Genomic DNA, 20,795 nt, shown 5'->3' on the forward strand with positions numbered 1-20,795 from the left:
GCCGCACCCATTGGAGTGGTGACACCCTTGGCGCCGTGCCCATCGAACGTCACGAAAAGCTAATTGATTTAAAATTGAATGTTACCTTAATGATTATACTGCGTTGAATCAACATGATCGAGAGAGGAGAAAACCATGGAAAATGGCAAGGTGGATGTCCTGAAGAAAATCGCGATGGTAGCCCTTGTTGTCGCATGCCTTGTCTTTTTGCTTTCCGGAGGGGACGAGGATGACCAAAGGCGGGCAGAGGCAAGCAACACCAAAACCGTTGCGAAAAAAGAGTCTGTCCAACCACCGTCCTTATATGAGGTAGCGCCCGACGGATCATTCGAGATCAAAGAGGAGATCTACGGTGATCAGGATATTTTTGATAGCCCGAGGATTCAGTTTATGCATAGGGATCCAGAGAAAAAAAACTGTGATTCGGTTTGGAGCGTAAAAACCGACGGGACAGACCTCAGGCGAGTGCTTTCCAATACGCAGCTTTCACCGGAAGGTGATGCCATCATCATGGATACCCCTCGTCGTTCGCCCGATAATCGGTATATTTGTCTTACCCTTGATGATGACGCCAACGGGTTTCATAAGGTGGTATTTGATTTGAAAACCGGGCAGCGTGATGTGATTATTAGGCATGGGCAATCGAGAGGTTTCGGGTGGATGAACGATAGCAGGACGATCGTTTTTTATGGCGGCGGAGGGTTTTCCAAAACTTCAGGCCGCTTATATGAGTGTTACAAGTACGATATAATACAGAAAAAAATAACCCTCTATGACCAAACAAAAAATACTTACTTTTGGTTGCAGGAGTTTCTCATTCATCCTGAAAAAAATATGATTTTCGCGAGCGGGTATGAGCGGTCTCACCCGCTAAATCGTGGCGGGATAAAAAAAAGACCGGATGACTTGGTCGAAACCTATGGTGTCTGTATTTTTAACCCCGATTGGTCCAAGCACAGGATGTTAATCACCGATGGCGGGTATTGTTTTGATGTGTCACCTGACGGGCACAAGATTATTCGGGGAAATGCGTTGGATTTTTTTACGGTCTACTCAACAAAAAACGGAGCGGGTGTCTCAAAATTCAAAAGCGACAGATATATACCCATTTTTTCGGAGGACTCGGACCATATATATGTTCCGAGTTATGATGGCTTTGAGAAAAAACAGATTTCTGATGGAAAAGTTGTTCTTGACGTAAAACTTCCGATTAAATGCCGAAAACTCACGCTGATTAATATTTGAAGGAGGCTGCTGTGCAGACACCAAAAAAACGGGTTGACGGGGTGATCTATGAAAAGATTGTATTAACCGGATACTATGACCGCGGAGCGCTTATTTCTAAACTAGAACCGGTGAAACATTTTTTTGTCTACAGCAATGTTAGTTATAATTCTAATGGTGAAGCCTCAACAAAAACGACACCTCTGGTTGCCTGCACCACCAACAGCTACGGGGCCCTGAAACCCATCACCAAGACATTCAGGGGGGTAGCGCCCCTTGGTTTGGTGGAGACCCATCATCTGGTGATGCCCCCCGCCGGGATGATTGCACAGGCATCGGCGGCCTACACATATGAGATGAATGATTACAATTGGGCGAAGCAGATCGGGGACGCAATTCGCCAGACACCTGATTTGGAAACGATGTCCTTCGAGTCCCAGTGGATCCCTTTTGATCATCTTCGTGAACCAAGGGACATTCCCAAAGATGGAAACGATGAGGATGAGGGTTATCGAAAGTGGTACCAGAAGAAAAAAAATAATAGTCACGGCATCAAGGGGATCGTTATCCCCAAAACCCGAGCAGTGTTTTTTTTGGTGGATGCGAAATATGAAACATCGTGGATAACAATTTATATCAATGGCAAAAAGTATCATGATAGGACGTTTGCCAAGTTTCAGGTGTCACGATTTACCAAATCAAAGGACCTGTATGGGTACGTTCTCTACGGCAATGACAGAACCCTCCCTGTGGGACAATACCGCATCGACGTTGAAGTCGGCAAACGACCCGAGTCAGAATCCAAACGCTGGCACCGGGGAACCGCAGAATCCGGCCGATACACCATCATTGATTACGTCCGCTTTCCCATAAGAAGTCACTTTACGGAGATGGACGTGATTTTGTGTGATCCGGTTTCTGCCGAGGAGGCCCTGGTCACACAGTTTCCGGAACAGTACATGCATCTTGTAAGGGACGCTGTTGATGAGGGGGCCGACGGTAAAAAGGAGGGCGGTAAAAAGGTTCCTCCCGCCGGATTCGACAGGTGTGCGGCCATGCTCAAGCGTAAAAAAGAGATTGCAGGGCTTATCCATGGGGTGGCCTTTGCGGATTCGGGAACCAGTCTGACGTTTGCCCTGGGAAAAGCACTTCAGGACCGGATAGACAGAGGCGAAAAGTCAAACATTGCTGCCATGAACCTCGCCTTCAGCACCATGAAGACCTGGGAGAGCATGAAATCCTTTAAAGAGTGCGGCACCCGGGTGCTCTCGTATGCCAAGGGCGACCACAAAGTAGATACCGTGCGGAACGCGCTCAAAAAGAGTTATTTGGGGAAGGGGTTTCTCACGACCGGGCAGGAGATTGAGCATTTTGATGCCACCGTGGCTTCGAAGATAAGCAAGAGGGTTTTTCGGTTTGACCTTCCCAAGGCGAGTCAGCATATTTTGACGCCCATCAATCGCCTGATGAAGCCCGTTGAGATCGCGTCGAGCATCTCAAGTGCCATCGGAAGCCTTAAGGATTATTCATCCGCGTCCCACTCCCTTGAGGTGTCGGTGGATCAGTACCAGCACATAGTGCGGGATTATTTCAACAGGACCTTTTTCATCGATCAGGAAGAGGAGAAGGGCGGGGAGACGTTTTTTGCGGAAGAGTCCATGGCGCAGGTGTTTTACGACAGTGACCTGTTCGAGGTAACCGCCCAGTACAAGGAGCCGGTGAACACGGCGGTTGGGTATCTCCTTGCTCACCGTGACGACGTGTCGCGGGTTGTGTTCGTCAAGGGGTACACGGATTCCACGGCATCGGCGGCCCATAACCTGGAGCTTTCGTTCAGTCGGGCCTCCGGGGTGAAGCAGGCCATGGTTGAAGAACTCCGCAGCCGCAAAGACGCCGGTGAAAAGTTTCACCTGAATGCTCTCTCGGATCGCATCCTCACGTTGGGGTACGGAGAAAAATACGCGGGTCAGGACACAGGGGACGAAGCCAAGAAAGCGGCCAACAGGCGGTCTGATATCCATTTGGGTGTGGGGGCCTGGTCCCAGGGTGGATTCCGTGAGGGCATGGAGTATCTTGAAAAGCAGCGAAAACTCACCGTTGCCAACATGCTGGGTATGGATAACGCCCGGAAGAAGTCGCTGTTGGCCATTTTTGATGCGGCCTTGGGCGTTGCATCCGTTGTGCCGTTGACAGCAGCCCCTGCCCTTTTTCTTGCGGCGACCTTGGAACTGGGCAAGGCAGGGCTTCAACTTTACGACAACGCCTTTACCGTTGTGGACAACTGGATGTTTGACGGGTTGATGAACAGAATCAAAACCCTGGAAAAGGAACTTCAGTCGTTTACCAAGAACTCCCACGGAAATACCCTTCTCATCATTGATGAGAAGGTGGCGGACAACCAGAAGCTCTCCGCCGATGAGTTCGTTGAGAGCATCGATTTGATGGACACCAATTTTCGTATCCGTTCCGAAGCCGTTGCCGGGTTATTCAATCTCCTCTACAGGGCACAGCTGTCGGCCTGTGAAAAGTACCGGCGGGATACCGGTGAAAACCCGAAAGAGTCCCCCATTGAACGGGTTCAGCATGAACTTCGAAAGAACCGGGTTGCCGAATACATCGCCAATTTTATCTTAAACGACGGGTGGTCCTTTCCCCTGGAGCGCCATGAACGCTCATCCCTGGCCGAGTTCTGGCAGCTTGCCGTGAACACAAAAGGCGTTGAGCAGGACGAAAAAGGTGTGCTGTCCGTTAGCTACAGGGGGAATTTCTTTCTTGATAAGGATTTTTTCTTTCTTGGCGAGGGACGCACCACGGGGCGTATGAATTTTCCTCCCGGGGCGGATAGTACGTCTGAGAAACAGGCCGAGCCCCTATCCTTCCATGGGAGCTCCAGGGGCGGAGATCCTTTTATCCCCTCGTCCTACCAGATTGCCTACATGATGCATCGCGGGGACCATGTGGTGTCTGATTTCCAGAAGAATTTCCCGATACACACCATGGATTCAAAGGATGTCAATCAGCTCTCCGAGATGTTTGCGCCCACACGTGCCGGTGAATACGGTGAGGATATCTATGAATACATGAACATCTACACCCGGCGACGTGAACAGAAAAAAGATGAAGACTGGGTGCCCATGGCAACGAGGCGCCGTGAGAGTGGTCTTGCCAATTTATACCTGCCCGACGGATCGCCCATGGATGAGAAATATCATTTTGATGCCCTGAGCCCCTTTGATCAGGTGCGGGTGATCGTGGTTCTTAAAAAGGAGTATGCCTTAACCTGCACAGCCTCCATCCAGCTCCACAGGTGGGATGAGAACAGAGCAGGCATTAAGTTTAAAACCATCATGCGCCCCCTGACCAAGGCTGAGCTTATCACCGATGAGGAGAAAGCTTTTGAAGGCCGCATTGGATTGGTGTTTGAGCCGTTTTACCAGCTGGCGTCCCAGACCGTCCGTGGCATCAAGCCCATGGCAGGATTTACGATTAATCTGATGCCCATGTTTCTGTACGAGGCCATGGGATTGCTGGCGAACGTTCCGTATTATCTGACGGTCATGGTTGCCCATGCACCGAGAAGCAGACGGGTGATCTGTTATCCGGAAAGCCATGATGACTTCACGTCGATGATGGAAAAAGGCAGTAGCGACGACGGGTGCTTCCATTTGACCGTTGACCCTGACAGAGCGCATGTCATCGACCCCGCATGTCTCTCTGTTCTTGAGAAGAAGATGTATGGGGATGCCGGGTATAAAACAAACGGCGACGGGCATTACCTTGTGAAGGACGAAGACCTGTTCCTTGAAAAGAATTTTTTGAGATCCCTTACCTCTTCAGATGCGTATCCTGAGCTGATGAAAGACGAGATTCACGTAACTGCCCTGGTCAGGGTTGGAGACGGTGAATGGATGAACGGCCATGGTCTGTTCCGTGAGGATGGAACAAACCATGGTACAGCCCTGAAGCTGGACGGATTCACGTGGGGTGAACCCGTGGAGTTCATGGTGGTTGCATCCTGTGAGAAGGTGAAAGCGTCCTCCAAGGAGATCTACAAGAAGAGGGGTTTTTCTTGGGAGTCCATTCCTGCAACTCTCACTCTTTTTCAGGACGGGCCTTTTAATAATATCCAGGGGCCCACGTACTCATGCCCGGGGAACATGAAACATCTCGGTGTTGCCAAGTTGATGCACAATAGAATTGATTTTACAAATGAATACAAGGCGAAGGGCGACCAAGCCGGACCGTTTGATGAAATTATCTCCTGGTTTGAGACGCCTTCCAAACATAAACGTGCAGCCGCGCTGATCAGCAGATGGCTCCTTCATGATAACAGCATGGCATCCAAGCTTGGCGCTGAGCAGGCGAAATATGACCTGAACATCTACAAGATGGGGGAGGAAAGAGATGTCTTTGCCGCTCGGTTCAGAATGCATTACATATCCCTGAAAGGCGCACGTGTAAATGGACTCCGTCCCTTTGGGGACATGAAAAAGCCTGGAAAATACTATAAGTATTTTCTTGAGGTCAGCACGCCGGACAAATCGGGGCTTAAGTGTGAGCGGTGCCGGGAGCATAACGATATAGACCTGATCAACGCAAGCACCTATACATTCAAATTCCCTGCACCGAGCAACTACAATAGCCCCGATGACAAGAAGGCCCCGTGGAACCGTGTCCCCAGCCCGGCCAAGCCCCTTTTGTATGAGCAGGAGCCGTTGACCGTGAAAGAGTGGATCACGGATTACAGCCAGGTGATCAAACCGGTGAGGCGGGCCGGATGCATGGAACCCATTGATCCGTCTTGATAGAAACCTGAGCATTGATCCGTTTTAACAGCTCATTTTGTATAACCCGTGTCGATAAACATCGATAAGCCGGTTTGTAGCCTTTGGTGGTGAAAGGCCAGCCGTGCCCATCGGCCCTCGCAACAAAAAGATGGGCACGCTCCGCTTTGCCCATCCTACGGGCCGCCATCCGACGACCGGTAGCGAGAATCCGAGACCATGTAGGATGGGCAAAGGCAAGCCTCATCCATTGGGGTGGTGACGGCCTTGGCGCCGTGCCCATGGGCCCTCGTAACAAAGATGGGCACGCTCCGCTTTACCCATCCTACGGGGCGCCAGCCGACGACCGGTGGCGAGAACACGAGAACATGTAGGATGGGCAAAGGCTCAGCCTCACCCATTGGGGTGGTGATGGCCTTGGCGCCGTGCCCATGGGTCCTCGCAGCGAAGATGGGCACGCTCCGCTTTTCCCATCCTACGGGCCGCCATCCGACGACCGGTGGCGAGAACCCGAGACCCTGTAGGATGGGCAAAGGCAAGCCTCATCCATTGGGGTTGTGACGGCCTTGGCGCCGAGCCCATGGGTCCTCGCAGCAAAGATGGGCACGCTCCGCTTTGCCCATCCTACGGGCCGCCAGCCGACGACCGGTGGCGAGAACCCGAGACCATGTAGGATGGGCAAAGGCAAGCCTCATCCATTGGGGTGGTGACGGCCTTGGCGCCGTGGCCATGGGCCCTCGTAACAAAGATGGGCACGCTCCGCTTTGCCCATCCTACGGGCCGCCACCCGACGACCGGTGGCGAGAATCCGAGACCATGTAGGATGGGCAAAGGCAAAGTCGCATCCATTGGGGTGGTGACGGCTTTGGCGCCGTGCCCATCGGTCCTCGTAACAAAGATGGGCACGCTCCGCTTTGCCCATCCTACGGGCCGCCACCCGACGACCGGTGGCGAGAATCCGAGACCATGTAGGATGGGCAAAGGCAAGCCTCATCCATTGGGGTTGTGACGGCCTTGGCGCCGAGCCCATGGGCCCTCGCAGCAAAGACGGGCACGCTCCGCTTTGCCCATCCTACGGGGCGCCACCCGACGACCGGTGGCGAGAATCCGAGACCATGTAGGATGGGCAAAGGCTAAGCCGCATCCAGCCGGGTGGTGACACCTTTTGCGCCGTGCCCATCGAACGTGACGAATTCCCTGTTGAGATAAAAATAGATGTAATCTTGATGGGCTTTCCCGCCTTTAACACCTCGCATTTATGCCGTCTTACGACATCTCCTGCAATTTAAAATCAGAGAAATCGCCCTTGAAGGTCCGGTTTGTTTTGTATTAAGTTTATATAATGCATTCAAACGGTCGGGGATCCCGGCTCGGTTTAGATTGGGGCCGGGTGTGGGAGGGACAGGTGTTTATTTACGGGTAGGTATCGGTGGGGGCGTTATGTTTCATAAAGGGATTTTAAAGGCAACGGCCGGACTTGCCCTCTATCTGACATGGCTCAATGCCATACCCCTTGAAGGGGTGCTGCTGCCATCGTGGGCCGATTCTCTGCATGTGTACCATTTCCTGTCTGTTCACTCGGTGGCCCTTTTTCTGTGTTCCCGGGTCTCCACCTCGTTTTTGACTGCTGCCTCGCGGTATGCGTTTCCCCTGCTTGGGGTGCTCAGTGCCACGCTTCTGGTGGTGACCTCTCACACCGTTTTTTTGTTTATGATTATGGGCGTTTTGTCCGCACCCCTTGTGGTGGGTGTGATGAATACCTTACGGGCTGCTCCGCAACCTCTGTTTGCCGCAGCCTTTGCCTGCCTTGCAGGGAACCTGATTCCTTTGTCGGTCCACTGGCTGCCGGGGGACCTGCCCTTGAAGGTGGTGGGGCTCAGCGTTGTGATGTTTCTTGCCGGGCTCTGGATACAGGGGGCGGTTTCGTTTTCACATGTCCGTTTTAAGCCCACGGCCCCGACTCCGACCCTGTGGGCGCGCCCCTTTTTAGCTGTGTATCTTCTGTTCGCTGTCTTTTATATCACCGGCGGGCTCATGCACGGGTATATCGCGCCTGCCCTTGCCGAAGCCGGGGATACAAGCCGTCTTTATACCCTTGCGTATCTCGCGATGCTGCCCCTCACCGTTTTTATCCTGAAATCTTCCCATGACGCAGCCATATACCTTGCCGTAATCCTGGGTATCGTCGCCTTCTCCATGGTTTCCTTTAACACCCTGTTGCTGCTTCAGGTCGGCATGTTCGCCAGTTATGCCTCCTTCGGGGTTTTTGACCTGCTGGTTATTGCCCTGGTCATCGCTCCGAGACGGACCTTGTCCGAGCAGTTCTGCATGATGGGGTCCATGTGCGGAGGGATATTTCTCGGCAGCCTTATCGTCTCCCTTTTCAGCCCGTACCTCTCCTTTTTCATCGTGGTGGCTAACGTGGTGCTGGTGCTCACCTTGGCCCTTTTTTCCCATCTGAAGATCCAGGTTCTGGTCCATCGCCACGGAAACAGCGCTGCCGAAGAGCCTGCCTCTGTGCTGTCGGAACTCCTGCCCAAAGGGATGTTAAAGCGCATCTCCGGCAAAGAGAAGGCTGTGCTCTCTCATGTGGTGGCGGGCAAGACCTACAAAGAGGCCGCCGAGATTGAGGGCATTGCCGAATCCACGGTGAAAACCTACATGCAGCGCCTTTTCCAGAAGTTCGATTGCAAGAATCGCAAGGAACTTCTGGAAAAGGTCTATGCCTACGGAGCCTCTTCAGAGGAGAGCTCCTGCGTCCCCAAATCTATGGATTTGTCCTGAATCCCATATGAAAACCGAAGTTGTGATCGGCATCGTCTTCCTTTTCATCCACCCAAAGGAAAATTCCTTCGTGGGGATAAACCCCGAAAGACCCTTCCACGGCAGTTGCGCCATTCATCTTTTGAAAGACCCCGTTCTCGCATTGAACCGTTGCCCCGCTGATGATGCTTCCCAATGATAATGCCCCGCTTGTATCGGTTTGTCTTGCAATCAACATCATATTGCGCTGCCCTGTAAAGCTATTGGATTCCGTGTTGATGACAAAGCCCGGGGTGATGAAGTCCGCCATGGCATTGATATTGGTGTCCGAGAAATCCGGAAAGGGTGCCGTGGGTTTTTTCACCAGCAAGGTGACTCCGGGGTCGTCCGGGGAGGCATGGGGCGCCACAAGGATGGTTCCCTCGCATGTCGGAAAGACGGTCAGGCCGTTGGGGCCGGAAAGGGTCCCGTCTGCGCCGTAGGTTAGGGCGGCCGGGGTGCCGTCATCGTCATAAGCAGCCTCTTTGTTGTTGACGTCCCAGGTAAAATGAAGGTCCGTGGGCCAGCTGTCGGTCTCGAACTCCCCTGTGTTGTTGCGCGTGAAATACATCATGGCGTAGTCTCCGTCGATGGCGGGCGTTTCCGTGCTCTTTTTGATGAAAAAGACCATGCCCGTGTCCCCGTCATTCGAGGAAACATCGCTGAGGACCATGAGGGACTTGTCCGCGTTACAGGCCCCCTCTACACCGGCGTCACCATCAACTTTCAAGATGCCTGTGTCAGAGAGGGAGTAGTCATAGACCGTGCTGCCGACATCTCCGTTGTTGGTCTGTGATATGGCGAGGGTGACGTACCCGTCCGCAATAAATCGGGCCGAGCCCCAGTTGACCTCCGAGGTCTCGTCGGTGGTGGCTGTGTTGAAGTCCACCACATGGTAATCATGGCCGTATACTTTGTCTGTCAACTCAGGAATGTTGTTCAGGTTTAAGGGCGTGGTCAACGTGGCTCCGTTGGTGTCCAGAGTTGCCTCCACAATCACCTGATCCGATGTGGACTTCAGGGTCAGGGTCCCGGACGCCCCGTCGATCTCAACCCGTACAGCGTCCAAAAGAGCGTCAATGCCACGGCTGTTGGCTTGGAATTCACCGCAGATAAGATCCATGTCCTTGGCGCCGTATGCCTCCAGAAGGGGGGCCATGACCGCCTTGAGTTCATTTTGTGCCTTGGTGATCTTCGCTGCCGTCACCGTTGACAGCTGGTTCATAATGGTTGCAGGGTCGGCCCCGTCAAGAAGCGCCGAGGTGATAGCCCCGGTCAACGGGGTGATGTTGATGCACCCGAAGTCCATGGAGACCGAATAGAACGTGTCTCCATTGCCGTCGGTTACCTCCACGGCAAAGGGCGGGGTGAGATCATTGCCGGTGATGATGTATTTTCCATTCCCGTCGGTTTTGGCGGCCAGGCGTTTCCCGGTGCTGTCCACAAGGATCACATTCGCATTGGCCATGGCAGCCCCTTTGGCTGCTACACCGGTGATGGTGCTTGACGTCGCTGGCGTGCTGACCGGGTTGTCGTTGTCGCTGTCTCCGCAGGCCACGAGGGTAAGGGCCACCAGCACCACCAGCAGCCTCTTTATCCAGTTTTTCTTCCCGTGAATCTTCATAAACGTACCTCTCCAGTTGTCGGGTTTGTCTGTGTGGCTCCATGACCTTTGGAGACACCCTCAGTCAGGGCGACGATCCTTCGCCCGTATCAGGCATGCCCCATCCGTGGGTAACCTATGGGATCAGATTTCACGTTTTTAAGAAGGCGGTAAAGTCGTCCCACTGTAAACCGAGGTGATTTTATGTCATCCCTGGTGTCGTCTTGTGTTTAAAATCAATTGTTTGCGCAGGGGCGTATTGAGGCGTCTAACGGCCTTTATGCTGGTGTGGAGAAAGGATGCAAACCTTGGTACCGGCCCCATATATTGGGTTGAGAGAGACATTAATACCAATTTCATGATGGCTTTGGGAAAGTGCGGCAACCCGCGCAACGATGGGCACGCTCCGCTTTGCCCATCCTACGGGGTGACACATGGCGATAAGCCGAGAGCATGTAGGATGGGCAAAGGCAAGCCCGCCCATTGGAGAGGCGACATCCTCGGCGCCGTGCCCATCACGTGCACCGAAGATATCCATGTTGTGTGGGGAACCCAATTTCATGATGGCTTTGGGAAGGTACGGCAACCCGCGCAACGATGGGCACGCTCCGCTTTGCCCATCCTACGGGGTAACATATGGCGACCAATGGCGATAAGCCGAGAGCATGTAGGATGGGCAAAGGCAAGCCCGCCCCATTGGAGTGGCGACACACCTGGCGCCGTGCCCATCACGTACACCGAAGATATCCATGATGTGTGGGGAAACCAATTCCATGATGGCTTTGGGAAGGTGCGGCAACCCGCGCAACGATGGGCACGCTCCGCTTTGCCCATCCTACGGGGTAACATATGGCGACCAACGGCGATAAGCCGAGAACATGTAGGATGGGCAAAGGCAAGTCCGCTCCATTGGAGTGGCGACACCCTCGGCGCCGTGCCCATCGTGTGTGGCGAAGGTTTCTGCCATGGCCTTTGTAATACGCTGGCAACCCGCGCAACGATGGGCACGCTTCGCTTTGCCCATCCTACGGGGTGACATATGGCGACAAATGGCGATAAGTCGAGAACATGTAGGATGGGCAAAGGCAAGCCCGCCCCATTGGAGTGGCGACACACCTGGCGCCGTGCCCATCACGTACACCGAAGATATCCATGATGTGTGGGGAAACCAATTCCATGATGGCTTTGGGAAGGTGCGGCAACCCGCGCAACGATGGGCACGCTCCGCTTTGCCCATCCTACGGGGTGACATATGGCGACCAACGGCGATAAGCCGAGAACATGTAGGATGGGCAAAGGCAAGCCCGCTCCTTTGGAATGGCGACACCCTCGGCGCCGTGCCCATCGTGTGTGGCGAAGGTCTCTGCCATGGCCTTTGTAATACGCTGGCAACCCGCGCAACGACGGGCACGCTCCGCTTTGCCCAGCCTACGGGGTGACATATGGCGACCAATGGCGATAAGCCGAGAGCATGTAGGATGGGCAAAGGCAAGCCCGCTCCATAGGAGTGGCGACACCCTCGGCGCCGTGCCCATCATGTGCTGCGATGAACACCTCACAGGAACGTGGCCCGCCACCACCATGGAGCGCCGCACTCCCGTGCGGCTTTTGTATGTCCTGGACTTACCTTTTCTCTTTAAACCCCGGCCCATGGAAAACCCGAACCGGGTTGCCCCGCTCAAGGGTGGTGTGGCTTTCCCATTGGGCGTGCTGGGCGGCCATGCTTGCCTGGTCGTTTCTTGCTTGAAGCAGCGCCTTCAGCCGGGCCATGGCAAGCCTTTTGTTGAGGTGCTGGGACCGCTCTTCCTGGGCCACGGCCACCAGCCGTGAGGGGAGGTGGGTGATGCGAATCGCCGTGTTGGATGTGTTGACGTGTTGCCCGCCGGGCCCCGAAGCCCTCATGGTGTCGATTCTCAGGTCTTTATCCCGGAAATCCGTCTCTTCAGGGGGCGTGACAGCGTAAATACCCACAAACCAGTTTTTCCGCTTGTGCCCGGGCCGGAAAGGGCTCTGCCCGATCCATTGAATGGTTCCGGCCCAGGAGGCGACAAACCCTTCAATGTCCGGGCCATTCAGAGAGAGAAGGGCCGACTTCAGGGTGCCGGGCCGTGGCCCCGCGATTGTTTCCAGGGTGACGACCTTGATTTGGCGCGCCCTGGCATCGCCGGAAAACCGTTTCATTACATGGTGGGCGGCGTAGCAGCACTCTGCCGGGCCTTTGCCTGCGGTGATCTGTATCCAGGTGCTCATGCCTGCACCTCCCGGGTCTTGTATGTGATGAGGGGCTTCAGGGTGGCCACAACGGTGATGAGGCCCGCCTCCAGCATGTCCTGTATAACCACGTCGATGTTTTTGTAAGCCTGGGGCGCTTCTTCGTAAAGAAGAGCTCTGTTTTTGCAGATCACCCGGCTACCCAGGGCCGTCTGCGTCAGTGCCTCCAGGGTGTACCTGTTTTGGAGGCGGCCTTTGCTTTCACTTCGTTTCCATTTTCGGCCTGCGCCGTGGGCCAGGGAAAACCCGTGCATCTCGTTGGGAGCTGTGGGGAACACAAGGTAGCTCAGGCTGCCCCGGGAACCCGGGATCACCACCAGTCCTTGATCGGACGGGGCTGCGCCTTTGCGGTGGAGCCAACCGACTTGCCCCTGGATGGTCTGGGGTGTGAGGCTGTTGTGACAGATATCGAGGATGCGATCTCCCCGGGTGCCCAGGGCGGATAAGAACCGATGGGCAATGACGGCTCGATTGACGCGTGCCCAGGCCAGGGCGTGGTCGTGCTGCCGAAGGTAGGCCGCGGCTTCTTCTGACCCTTCTTCAAGGCCGTTGTTTCTGTACACAGCCACATGGCGCCTCAGAATGGATTCCCCAAGGCCCCGCGAACCGCTGTGAACCAGCAGCATCAATGCGTCTTTGGACAGGCCTGCCTTATGGAAGAGTGCGTCGTCTTCAATGGTATTGACGGTCTGCAATTCGGCAAAATGGTTTCCGCCGCCGATGGTGCCCAGGGCCGGGTCCCATTCGCCTTGCGTCAGGCGCTCTTCATCAAGAAAAGGCGCGGGGTCTCCGTTCCACGGTGCATCCAGCCCGGTTAGTTTTTTAACCCAGCGATCCCGTTTGATTTTGGTGTGCTTCAGGTCGGTTTGCCACAGCCCCATGCCGCATCCGATATCGTTGCCGATGAGGAAGGGGTAGAGGGTGGTGAGGGTGAAAAAGGCCGCCCCCACAGGGGTTCCTTTTCCAGGGTGAAGGTCCGGCAGACCAATGGCCAGTTTCATGCCGGGAAGTGTTGCGGTGGTGTTCAGTTGCTGAAGGGCAGCCCCTTCAATCCAGTTTTTTTCGGAGGCGATTACACGAATGATCGCCGATGTTTCTGATGTGCCCATGGGACTCCATAGTATTTTTTTGAACGCTTCGTTTCATTGGGTCAGTTTGCCGTAAGGTACTGAATTGATCTGCATGCATCGTCATAAGACCTCCTTTTTCGATAAAATTGATGTGAATGGTTCGTGGGTGAGTGGGGCAACAGGGTCGCTGCCCAGCCTTGTCTCCGGTTTTCTCCGATGGGCCTATAACCCATGTGGCCGCGACTTTACGTTATTATAAAATGTTTTTCAACGAAATAGAGCATGTTGCCTCACACATGACATTCGCCTGTTGCCCCCCACCGTTTTTCCCCATGACCTGTTTCCCTATGACCTGTTATCTGTTCCTTCTTCCTTTCTCTTTCATCTTCTCCTGCTCTTCCTGATAAATCCCTACAATCTGGTCGATCTTCTCGTACTGCCGCGCCAGAAGATCCTCGGCGATGGTTCGGATGCCCCATTTTTTGAAATCGATCTGCAGGCCGTTGCCGCCGGGGTCTTCGGCACCGTCCAGCTCGCTGAAAAAAACGCCTACGGATGTCAGCAGGCGGTGGATATCTTTGATGGCGTCGCAAAGTTCCGGGATCTCTTTCCCGGAAAACATGGGTGAGGTCATGACAGGCCTCCTTGGTGTGTGGTGATTAAGCATGTTTGGGTAGGGTGCATTCTATGCACCAGAACCGTTGCCTGGTATTCACCCGGATAAGGGGAATCATGAAGGGCGTCTCTCCATCCATTCTACGCTGTGACGCCCGGCTTGGACGAGCCAGGGTTTCACCCGAGAATGCACGCAACCGTGGCCCCTTGCTCATTTCCTTCTTCTGGAAAGAGGAAATCAACGCATCGCGTGAGGAAAATGAGTGGATGTCCAGGCACGACATATCAATGCGTACCCATGGGCAAAGGGTGCGAACGAAAAGTGCCTCTTCGGTGAGGTCAGGCGCAGAAGACCCGTGGAACGCTAATAATGACGGGCCTGAAAGAGATCGCACAGAGATCCGAAGAGGCGCTTCCCCCTCCCGTTAATCAGGATCGCACGCCCTTAGCGGCCATCTGTTGCGACACACATGTCGTGTGAAAAGGTGCGGGTTACCGCGTGATGAGGAAAATACGACTTGAAAAGGGGGTGGGTGTGGTGTAAAAAACCGTGTAGCCATGACGACCTCCTGGTAAGGTTGTTTTGGTCAGGCCTGGCAGGATGTTACAGCATCCTGTCGGGTCGCTCTTCATTGCGTCAATAACTAGTTATTACCGCCCACGATAGATCCATCCTTTCAAGATGTCAATCCTTTTTGTCTGAAAAATCCCCATGTTGGTTGAAATTGGTGTGGCAAAGCCCGGAAAACGCTCCCAGAAGGCCACCAGAGGCGTCCATGCGGGAACACGTAAACTGGGCAAAGGCAAGCCTGTGCCCATCGCGTGTGTCGATTGTTCTCATGGAGGATTGTGGTGTGTGGGGCCCGAATGTGTCATGGATTTGGTATGGTACGGGTTGAGCGTGCAACGATGGGCACGCTTCGCTTTGCCCACCCTACGGGGTGACATATGGCGACCAGGGGGATAATCCGAAACCACGTAGGATGGGCAAAGGCAAGCCCGAATCATTGGCGTGGCGAAATCCTTGGCGCCGTGCCCATCGCGAGCAACGAAGGTCTCCATGCTGTGTGTGGAATTCAAACACATGATGGCTTTTGGAAGGTGCGGGTACACGCGCAACGATGAGCACGCTTCGTACGGGGTGACATATGGTGACCAATGGCGGTAAGTCGAAAACACGTAGGATGGGCAAAGGCAAGTCCTAACCATTGGGATGGCGAAATCCTTGGCGCCGTGCCCATCGCGAGTAACGAAGGTCTCCATGCTGTGTGGAATTCAATCACATGATGGCTTTTGGAAGGTGCGGGTACACGCGCAACGATGAGCACGCTTCGTACGGGGTGACATATGGTAACCAATGGCGATAACCCGAAAGCACGTAGGATGGGCAAAGGCAAGCCCTTACCATTGGGATGGCGACACCCTTGGCGCCGTGCCCATCGCGAGTAACGAAGGTCTCCATGCTGTGCGGAGTTCAATTACATGATGGCTTTTGGAAGGTGCGGGTACACGCGCAACGATGAGCACGCTTCGTACGGGGTGACATATGGTGACCAATGGCGGTAAGTCGAAAACACGTAGGATGGACAAAGGCAAGCCCTACCCATTGGGATGGCTACACCCTTTGCGCCGTGCCCATCGAATATAGCGAAGGCTTCCACACAGGGATGCGATATGGATGGCATCATTACCATGGAGCGCCGCACTCCCGTGCGGCTTTTTTGTGTCGCTCCATGGGAATGCGAAAAGGGGGAGGGCGCAAATTGTTTTCCCGGCCGGGTATTGAGGATAAAAAACGTCTAACGGGGGACGTTAGCCGCCTACCTACGCCACCGCCACCGCATTCTGATTTACCTCATCCACAATGCGAATCACCCGGGTTGCCTGGGCATCGTCAAATACGCCCAAGAGTCCCTGGTCGTGGATATGGGTAAAGGGGGGCTCAAAGAGCATAGCCCGTTCAATGGTGCCGTTTTTGGTGAGGTATTCGATGATGTGGCGGATGAAGGTCATCTGGTTGGCCTCAAGGGTGCCTGCCTGGATGAAATCGGCAAAGGCTTCGTTTGCCGAGGTCACGTCCAGCCCAACGATGCTTCGGATGAATTGCCCAAGGGGCTTGTCTCCATACTCTTTGGCATATTCTTCACGACTTCCGAGATTCCCCTCAAAGAGCATGTGTTCCAACTCGTCGATGTCCGTCTGGGTGACCGGCCGGTTGGTCCGGAGCTTATGGATGACGATATGGTCCTGGTTTTTCCGTACATAAGAGGCCACACGGTCCTTGTAACTCTGCAACATATCAAAGCCGGTGAGAACTTCTTTTTCCTGGATACCGGCTTGATCGAGGTCATCCTTGAAATGGGTGTAAACCGGTGTCTGCTTCTCCCTGTCGATGAATTTGATCAGGTCCCGCAAGGCGCGTCTCACCTCATCAAGTCGTGTAATGGTAATGGTATGCCAGAACTCACGCGTCTTTACACTGCGGATGGTCTCTTTTTGAAGGGCCACCGAAGGGATGTTCTCCTTTTTTGACAGGGCATTTGCAATGAGGATAATTTTGTTGATGTAGATCTCTGTGGAGTGAGCACCGGAGAGAAGGGCCAGTTGATAGTTCAGCATGAGCAGGTCGAATCGCCTTGCCAGCTCATCATCCCCTGGTGTCGGCACCATCAGGTGCGAGATGTGGGTGTTGATATCATGCATGTCCCCCATGGTGAGGTTCTCCCACCGCTGTCTTTCCTTGTACTCCATCACGTGGCGCAGTTCGGCCTTGACCATGAACCGATCCCTGTTGAGGCCTTCCACGTTGTGGTGAAGTTCATCCACAAGGGATTCAGCGTATGCCGCCTCATCGTCGCTGCGGTCTTCCTTTCTGCGAATACCCAGGGCAACTTCAAGTTTTGCCTCAAAAATACGCTGGGTCATTCCCTTGGAGACATGCCCTTCATCGCCATCGGGGTCCTCTTCAAAAAATTCCAGGTTTTGGCAAAAATCGAAGATCAGAAAATGGGTCTTGTCTTCCCCCGGCCCAAAGAGGTTCGGGCAGAGTCGGGTGCCTCGGCCGATCATCTGCCAGAACTTGGTGGACGACTTGACCAGCTTGAAAAAGACCAGGTTCACCACCCGGGGCGCATCCACGCCTGTGTCCATCATATCTACGGAGACGGCAATCTGCGGATCGGTCTCTTCATGGGCATCCTTGAAAGACTCCAGAAGATCCTGGGCCTTGCTCTCGTAATTGTCGATCACCCGCAGGAACTTGTCCCCGTATTCCGGGTAGTTTTTGTTGAATCGTTTTTCAATGAACTCAGCATGCTTGTGGTTCTTTGCGAAGATAATGGTTTTACCCAGCTTGTCGCAGCTCTCCACCTTGATGCCGCAGGTCATCACATGATCCAGAACCTTATCCACGGTGTCATCGTTAAAGAGCCATTTGTTTAAAGCACTGCTTGAGATCTCTTCGTCCACTTCAGGTGTGGAGGGGTCTCCGAATTTCTCCTCGTATTCGCTTTTTTCCGCTTCGGAGAGATCGTTGTACTTGATGCCCTCCTGCTGGAACTTCAAGGGCACGGAAATCGCCTTGGGCGGCACCAGATACTTCTGGGCCACGGCCGTGTCGAGTTCATAGGCAAAGGTGGGGTTGTCGTCTTCGATGCCAAAGAGGCCGTAGGTATTGCGGTCGATATCGGTTTTCGGCGTGGCCGTCAGCCCCACCAAAAGGGAATCAAAGTATTCGAAGATGGCCCGGTATTTTTGATACACAGAGCGGTGGGCCTCATCCACAATGATCAGGTCGAAATGACCCACTCCGTAGAATCGGGTGTCGTTGTTTCTTACTCCGTCGATCTTGTTGATGATGGTGGGGTACGTAGAAAAGACCAGCCGCGTGCCGTTGTCCTCTTTTTCCTTGGTGAGGTCGATGGCCGAGAGGTTGGGCAGCAACTCATTAAAGGCGTCTTTGGCCTGGGTGACCAGGGCATTTCGGTCGGCAAGGAAAAGGACCCGCTTGGCCCAGTTGCACCGGGTGAGCATCTCCACAAGGGAGGCCGCCGTTCGCGTTTTGCCGCTGCCCGTGGCCATGACAAGGAGCGCCTGGCGGGAGCGCCCCCGAAGCTCTCCTTTCTTGCCCGTCACAACAAAGGCCTCGGCAATGCGCTGAATCGCTTCCAGTTGGTAGTCCCGTCCGGCAATATCCGCGTTGGCCGTATAGGTTCTTACGTCTCGCCTGCTCCTGCGTCGGTCCACTATAAGCTGGAGCTCGTCCCGGGTGTAAAATCCTTGCACGCGACGATCTGCATAAAAGCAGTCGTCCCAGATGAACATTTCAAACCCGTTGGTGTAAAAAATCACCGGTCGCTGCCCGTGCATTTTTTCAAGACAGTTCGCGTAAAGTTCGGCCTGGTGTCGCCCCTTCCTCGCATCCACCAGGGTGCGCTTGGCCTCGATGACCGCCAGGGGTTTTCCGTCTTCCCCCCAGAGTACGTAATCGGCATACCCTTTGCCGGACGGGTTCTCGGTCTTGGGCATGCCCTTGACCTCGTACTCGATCTCCCTGCCTTTACGCAACTGGTCCCAGCCGCATTCCCGTAACGCCAGATCAATATAGAGCTTTCGAGTCTGTTTTTCAGAGACCAGCACAGGCACCGCCGCGTCAAAATCAAGGCCCCGATCCCTTTTTCTTTTTCTCCTTTGGATCTCGTTTTGCTGCGCCTCGACTTTTTGCCTGAGGGACTCAATTTCAAGGGCCTGGGATTCTCGTACCGCCTGCTCATTCTTTAACGTGTCCTGTTTTTCCCGGAGTTTCTTCTCCAGCTTTTCCAGGCTTTTTTTTGTCTCCGTAGCAGCCTCGCCGTCGGGAAGCTGCCCCTCATCAAATGAGGGAATGGTGGGCTTTGTATGGCTGTACAGCAGCCCCACAAATCCCAAAAACCGAAACAGGTTTTTAAGGGAGGCCAAGGCCTCTATCGATCCGACTCGGTGCCCGTGGGCCGCCTGGTTGCCCACCTTCCGAATGAGATTGACCTCCTGGAACATCCCGGGTCGTAAAATCTCCTTAAAACACGGCTCGTGCATCAACGCGCTGAGGTTCGAGTCCCAGGGCTTTACCAGGTCGGTGTCGTTGGCATAAAGCCAGCGTACCGAAAGCTCTAAGGCGCTTCGACTTAAAATGGCCGAGGCCTTGGGGGAGGTCTTTACCAGTTTTTCAGACTCCACCGCATCACGATGGATTTCAGGGAATTCCGTTTTCAGAAAGTCAAAATGGGACATGGGCACGTGCCTTGGCAAAGCATCAACGTTTGTTAGTGAAGGTCTTTTCCGTGGGGGGAGCCTTTTGCAAGAAGCGGGCTGGCAACACCTTGTACACCAGGTTCGCGAATGCGCGGGCCTCGTGTTTTGGATTGTCACGCCGCAGGGATTCTCCCACGAAAATCGGTTGACCGTGTAATGATGAAAAATAACGGTTAGTATTTTACACCATCCCGCAATTCAACCACATTGGGTGGATGCTTGGCAAGAGATGACTGAAGGGGAGATGAATATTGAGGTATTCAAAGGAGCGCGTGGACGTCATAGACATTCACCGTGTGGACACGGCTGTCATGTTGGAAGGTGGGCGAGGGGCTCGTGGTGTCAATTTTTTTATGGAGTGGAGGGGGGTAACTGAACCATGATGGGCACGCTCCGCTTTGCCCATCCTACGTGCCGTCGGCGTATGAAAGATGGCGGCCCGTAGGATGGGCCTGCGCAACCATCATAAAATACAAAAAGCGATGCCTCCGGCGGCAAGGTGAGCCACCTTGAAAGCTCATTGCCGCAGAGATTTAACCCTCGTTCCTCGGGTCAAATCTCTGCGGCATCTTTCGTGAAGATCGCGCGTTTGTTTTTTGCGTGAGCCCTAACCTTTTGAATGCCAGAAGCGATCAACCGTTTACCTCGCCCTCCCAATCCAGGTAGGTCTGGATGGGGCCTGCATTTTGCCCATCGGCTTCCACGATCTCCACGTCAAGGAGGGGCACGTACCCCACACGCCTGCCTTCACGCACCTTGAGGATGACCCCGTAAAAATCATCATCCTCTTCCACGTCCACCACCTTCATGACATGGCCGAGACCAAAGGGTTTCTCCTCGGGTGAGGGGCGAAACGGGTTGTCATTGTCATCTTGCACCCGTTTCACCTGAAACGGAAAGGTGAGTCGTTCCTTGAGCCATCTGTCCCATGCCCTCTCGTCCAATTCGGTTTCCATATTTTCCCCTTATGATGGGGGCTTTTCAGCCCCCTGGTAAGTCAACTCCGCGGGCTGGGTGTATAGGCCAGCCCTTTCAAGGTGGTAAATATAACTATACCTAAAGGCCCAAAATGACGTGATAAAATCTAGACAAACCACTCTTTAAAGGTTATGGTAAAGTTAAACAATAACCTATTAT

9 protein-coding genes are annotated in these 20,795 nt (G+C 54.0%); 3 read left to right on the top strand and 6 right to left on the bottom strand.

Going from position 1 to position 20,795, the window contains the following annotated elements; translation table 11 throughout:
• The first annotated feature begins 135 nt into the window (after positions 1 to 135).
• The 3 genes from MSL71_RS24620 to MSL71_RS24630 all read left to right on the top strand — a co-directional run bounded on the left by MSL71_RS24620 (position 136) and on the right by MSL71_RS24630 (position 8,792).
• Positions 136 to 1,245: a hypothetical protein gene (locus tag MSL71_RS24620; RefSeq protein WP_180146586.1), complete on the top strand. Its 1,110-nt coding sequence runs from the start codon at positions 136 to 138 to the stop codon at positions 1,243 to 1,245.
• Between the two features lie 659 nt (positions 1,246 to 1,904).
• Positions 1,905 to 6,029 (top strand): OmpA family protein, encoded by a 4,125-nt coding sequence (locus tag MSL71_RS24625; protein WP_218951131.1) that lies wholly within the window; start codon positions 1,905 to 1,907, stop codon positions 6,027 to 6,029.
• Positions 6,030 to 7,448: 1,419 nt separating this feature from the next.
• Positions 7,449 to 8,792 carry a helix-turn-helix transcriptional regulator gene (locus tag MSL71_RS24630; RefSeq protein WP_180146589.1) on the top strand — a complete coding sequence of 448 codons (1,344 nt, stop codon included), beginning with the start codon at positions 7,449 to 7,451 and terminating at the stop codon, positions 8,790 to 8,792.
• Here the strand turns inward: MSL71_RS24630 and MSL71_RS24635 are convergent.
• From MSL71_RS24635 to MSL71_RS24660, 6 genes are all read right to left on the bottom strand, one after another.
• On the bottom strand, positions 8,776 to 10,434 hold the full coding sequence (locus MSL71_RS24635) for a hypothetical protein (RefSeq protein WP_180146592.1): 1,659 nt from the start codon (positions 10,432 to 10,434) through the stop codon (positions 8,776 to 8,778). The genes MSL71_RS24630 and MSL71_RS24635 overlap by 17 nt on opposite strands.
• A 1,602-nt stretch (positions 10,435 to 12,036) precedes the next feature.
• On the bottom strand, positions 12,037 to 12,663 hold the full coding sequence (prfH, locus tag MSL71_RS24640; RefSeq protein WP_180146595.1) for a peptide chain release factor H: 627 nt from the start codon (positions 12,661 to 12,663) through the stop codon (positions 12,037 to 12,039).
• Positions 12,660 to 13,793 carry an RNA ligase RtcB family protein gene (locus MSL71_RS24645; protein WP_180146598.1) on the bottom strand — a complete coding sequence of 378 codons (1,134 nt, stop codon included), beginning with the start codon at positions 13,791 to 13,793 and terminating at the stop codon, positions 12,660 to 12,662. Before MSL71_RS24645 ends, prfH begins: the two co-directional genes overlap by 4 nt.
• Positions 13,794 to 14,109: 316 nt before the next feature.
• A complete protein-coding gene (locus tag MSL71_RS24650; protein ID WP_180146601.1) occupies positions 14,110 to 14,388 on the bottom strand; it encodes a hypothetical protein in 279 nt (92 codons plus the stop codon).
• A gap of 1,805 nt (positions 14,389 to 16,193) precedes the next feature.
• Positions 16,194 to 19,637, bottom strand: a complete 3,444-nt coding sequence (locus MSL71_RS24655) for a DEAD/DEAH box helicase family protein (RefSeq protein ID WP_180146604.1) — start codon at positions 19,635 to 19,637, stop codon at positions 16,194 to 16,196.
• Between the two features lie 653 nt (positions 19,638 to 20,290).
• A complete protein-coding gene (locus MSL71_RS24660; protein WP_180146606.1) occupies positions 20,291 to 20,614 on the bottom strand; it encodes a calcium-binding protein in 324 nt (107 codons plus the stop codon).
• Positions 20,615 to 20,795: the final 181 nt, after the last annotated feature.

This window comes from Desulfoluna butyratoxydans, assembly GCF_900699765.1.
GTDB lineage: Bacteria > Desulfobacterota > Desulfobacteria > Desulfobacterales > Desulfolunaceae > Desulfoluna > Desulfoluna butyratoxydans.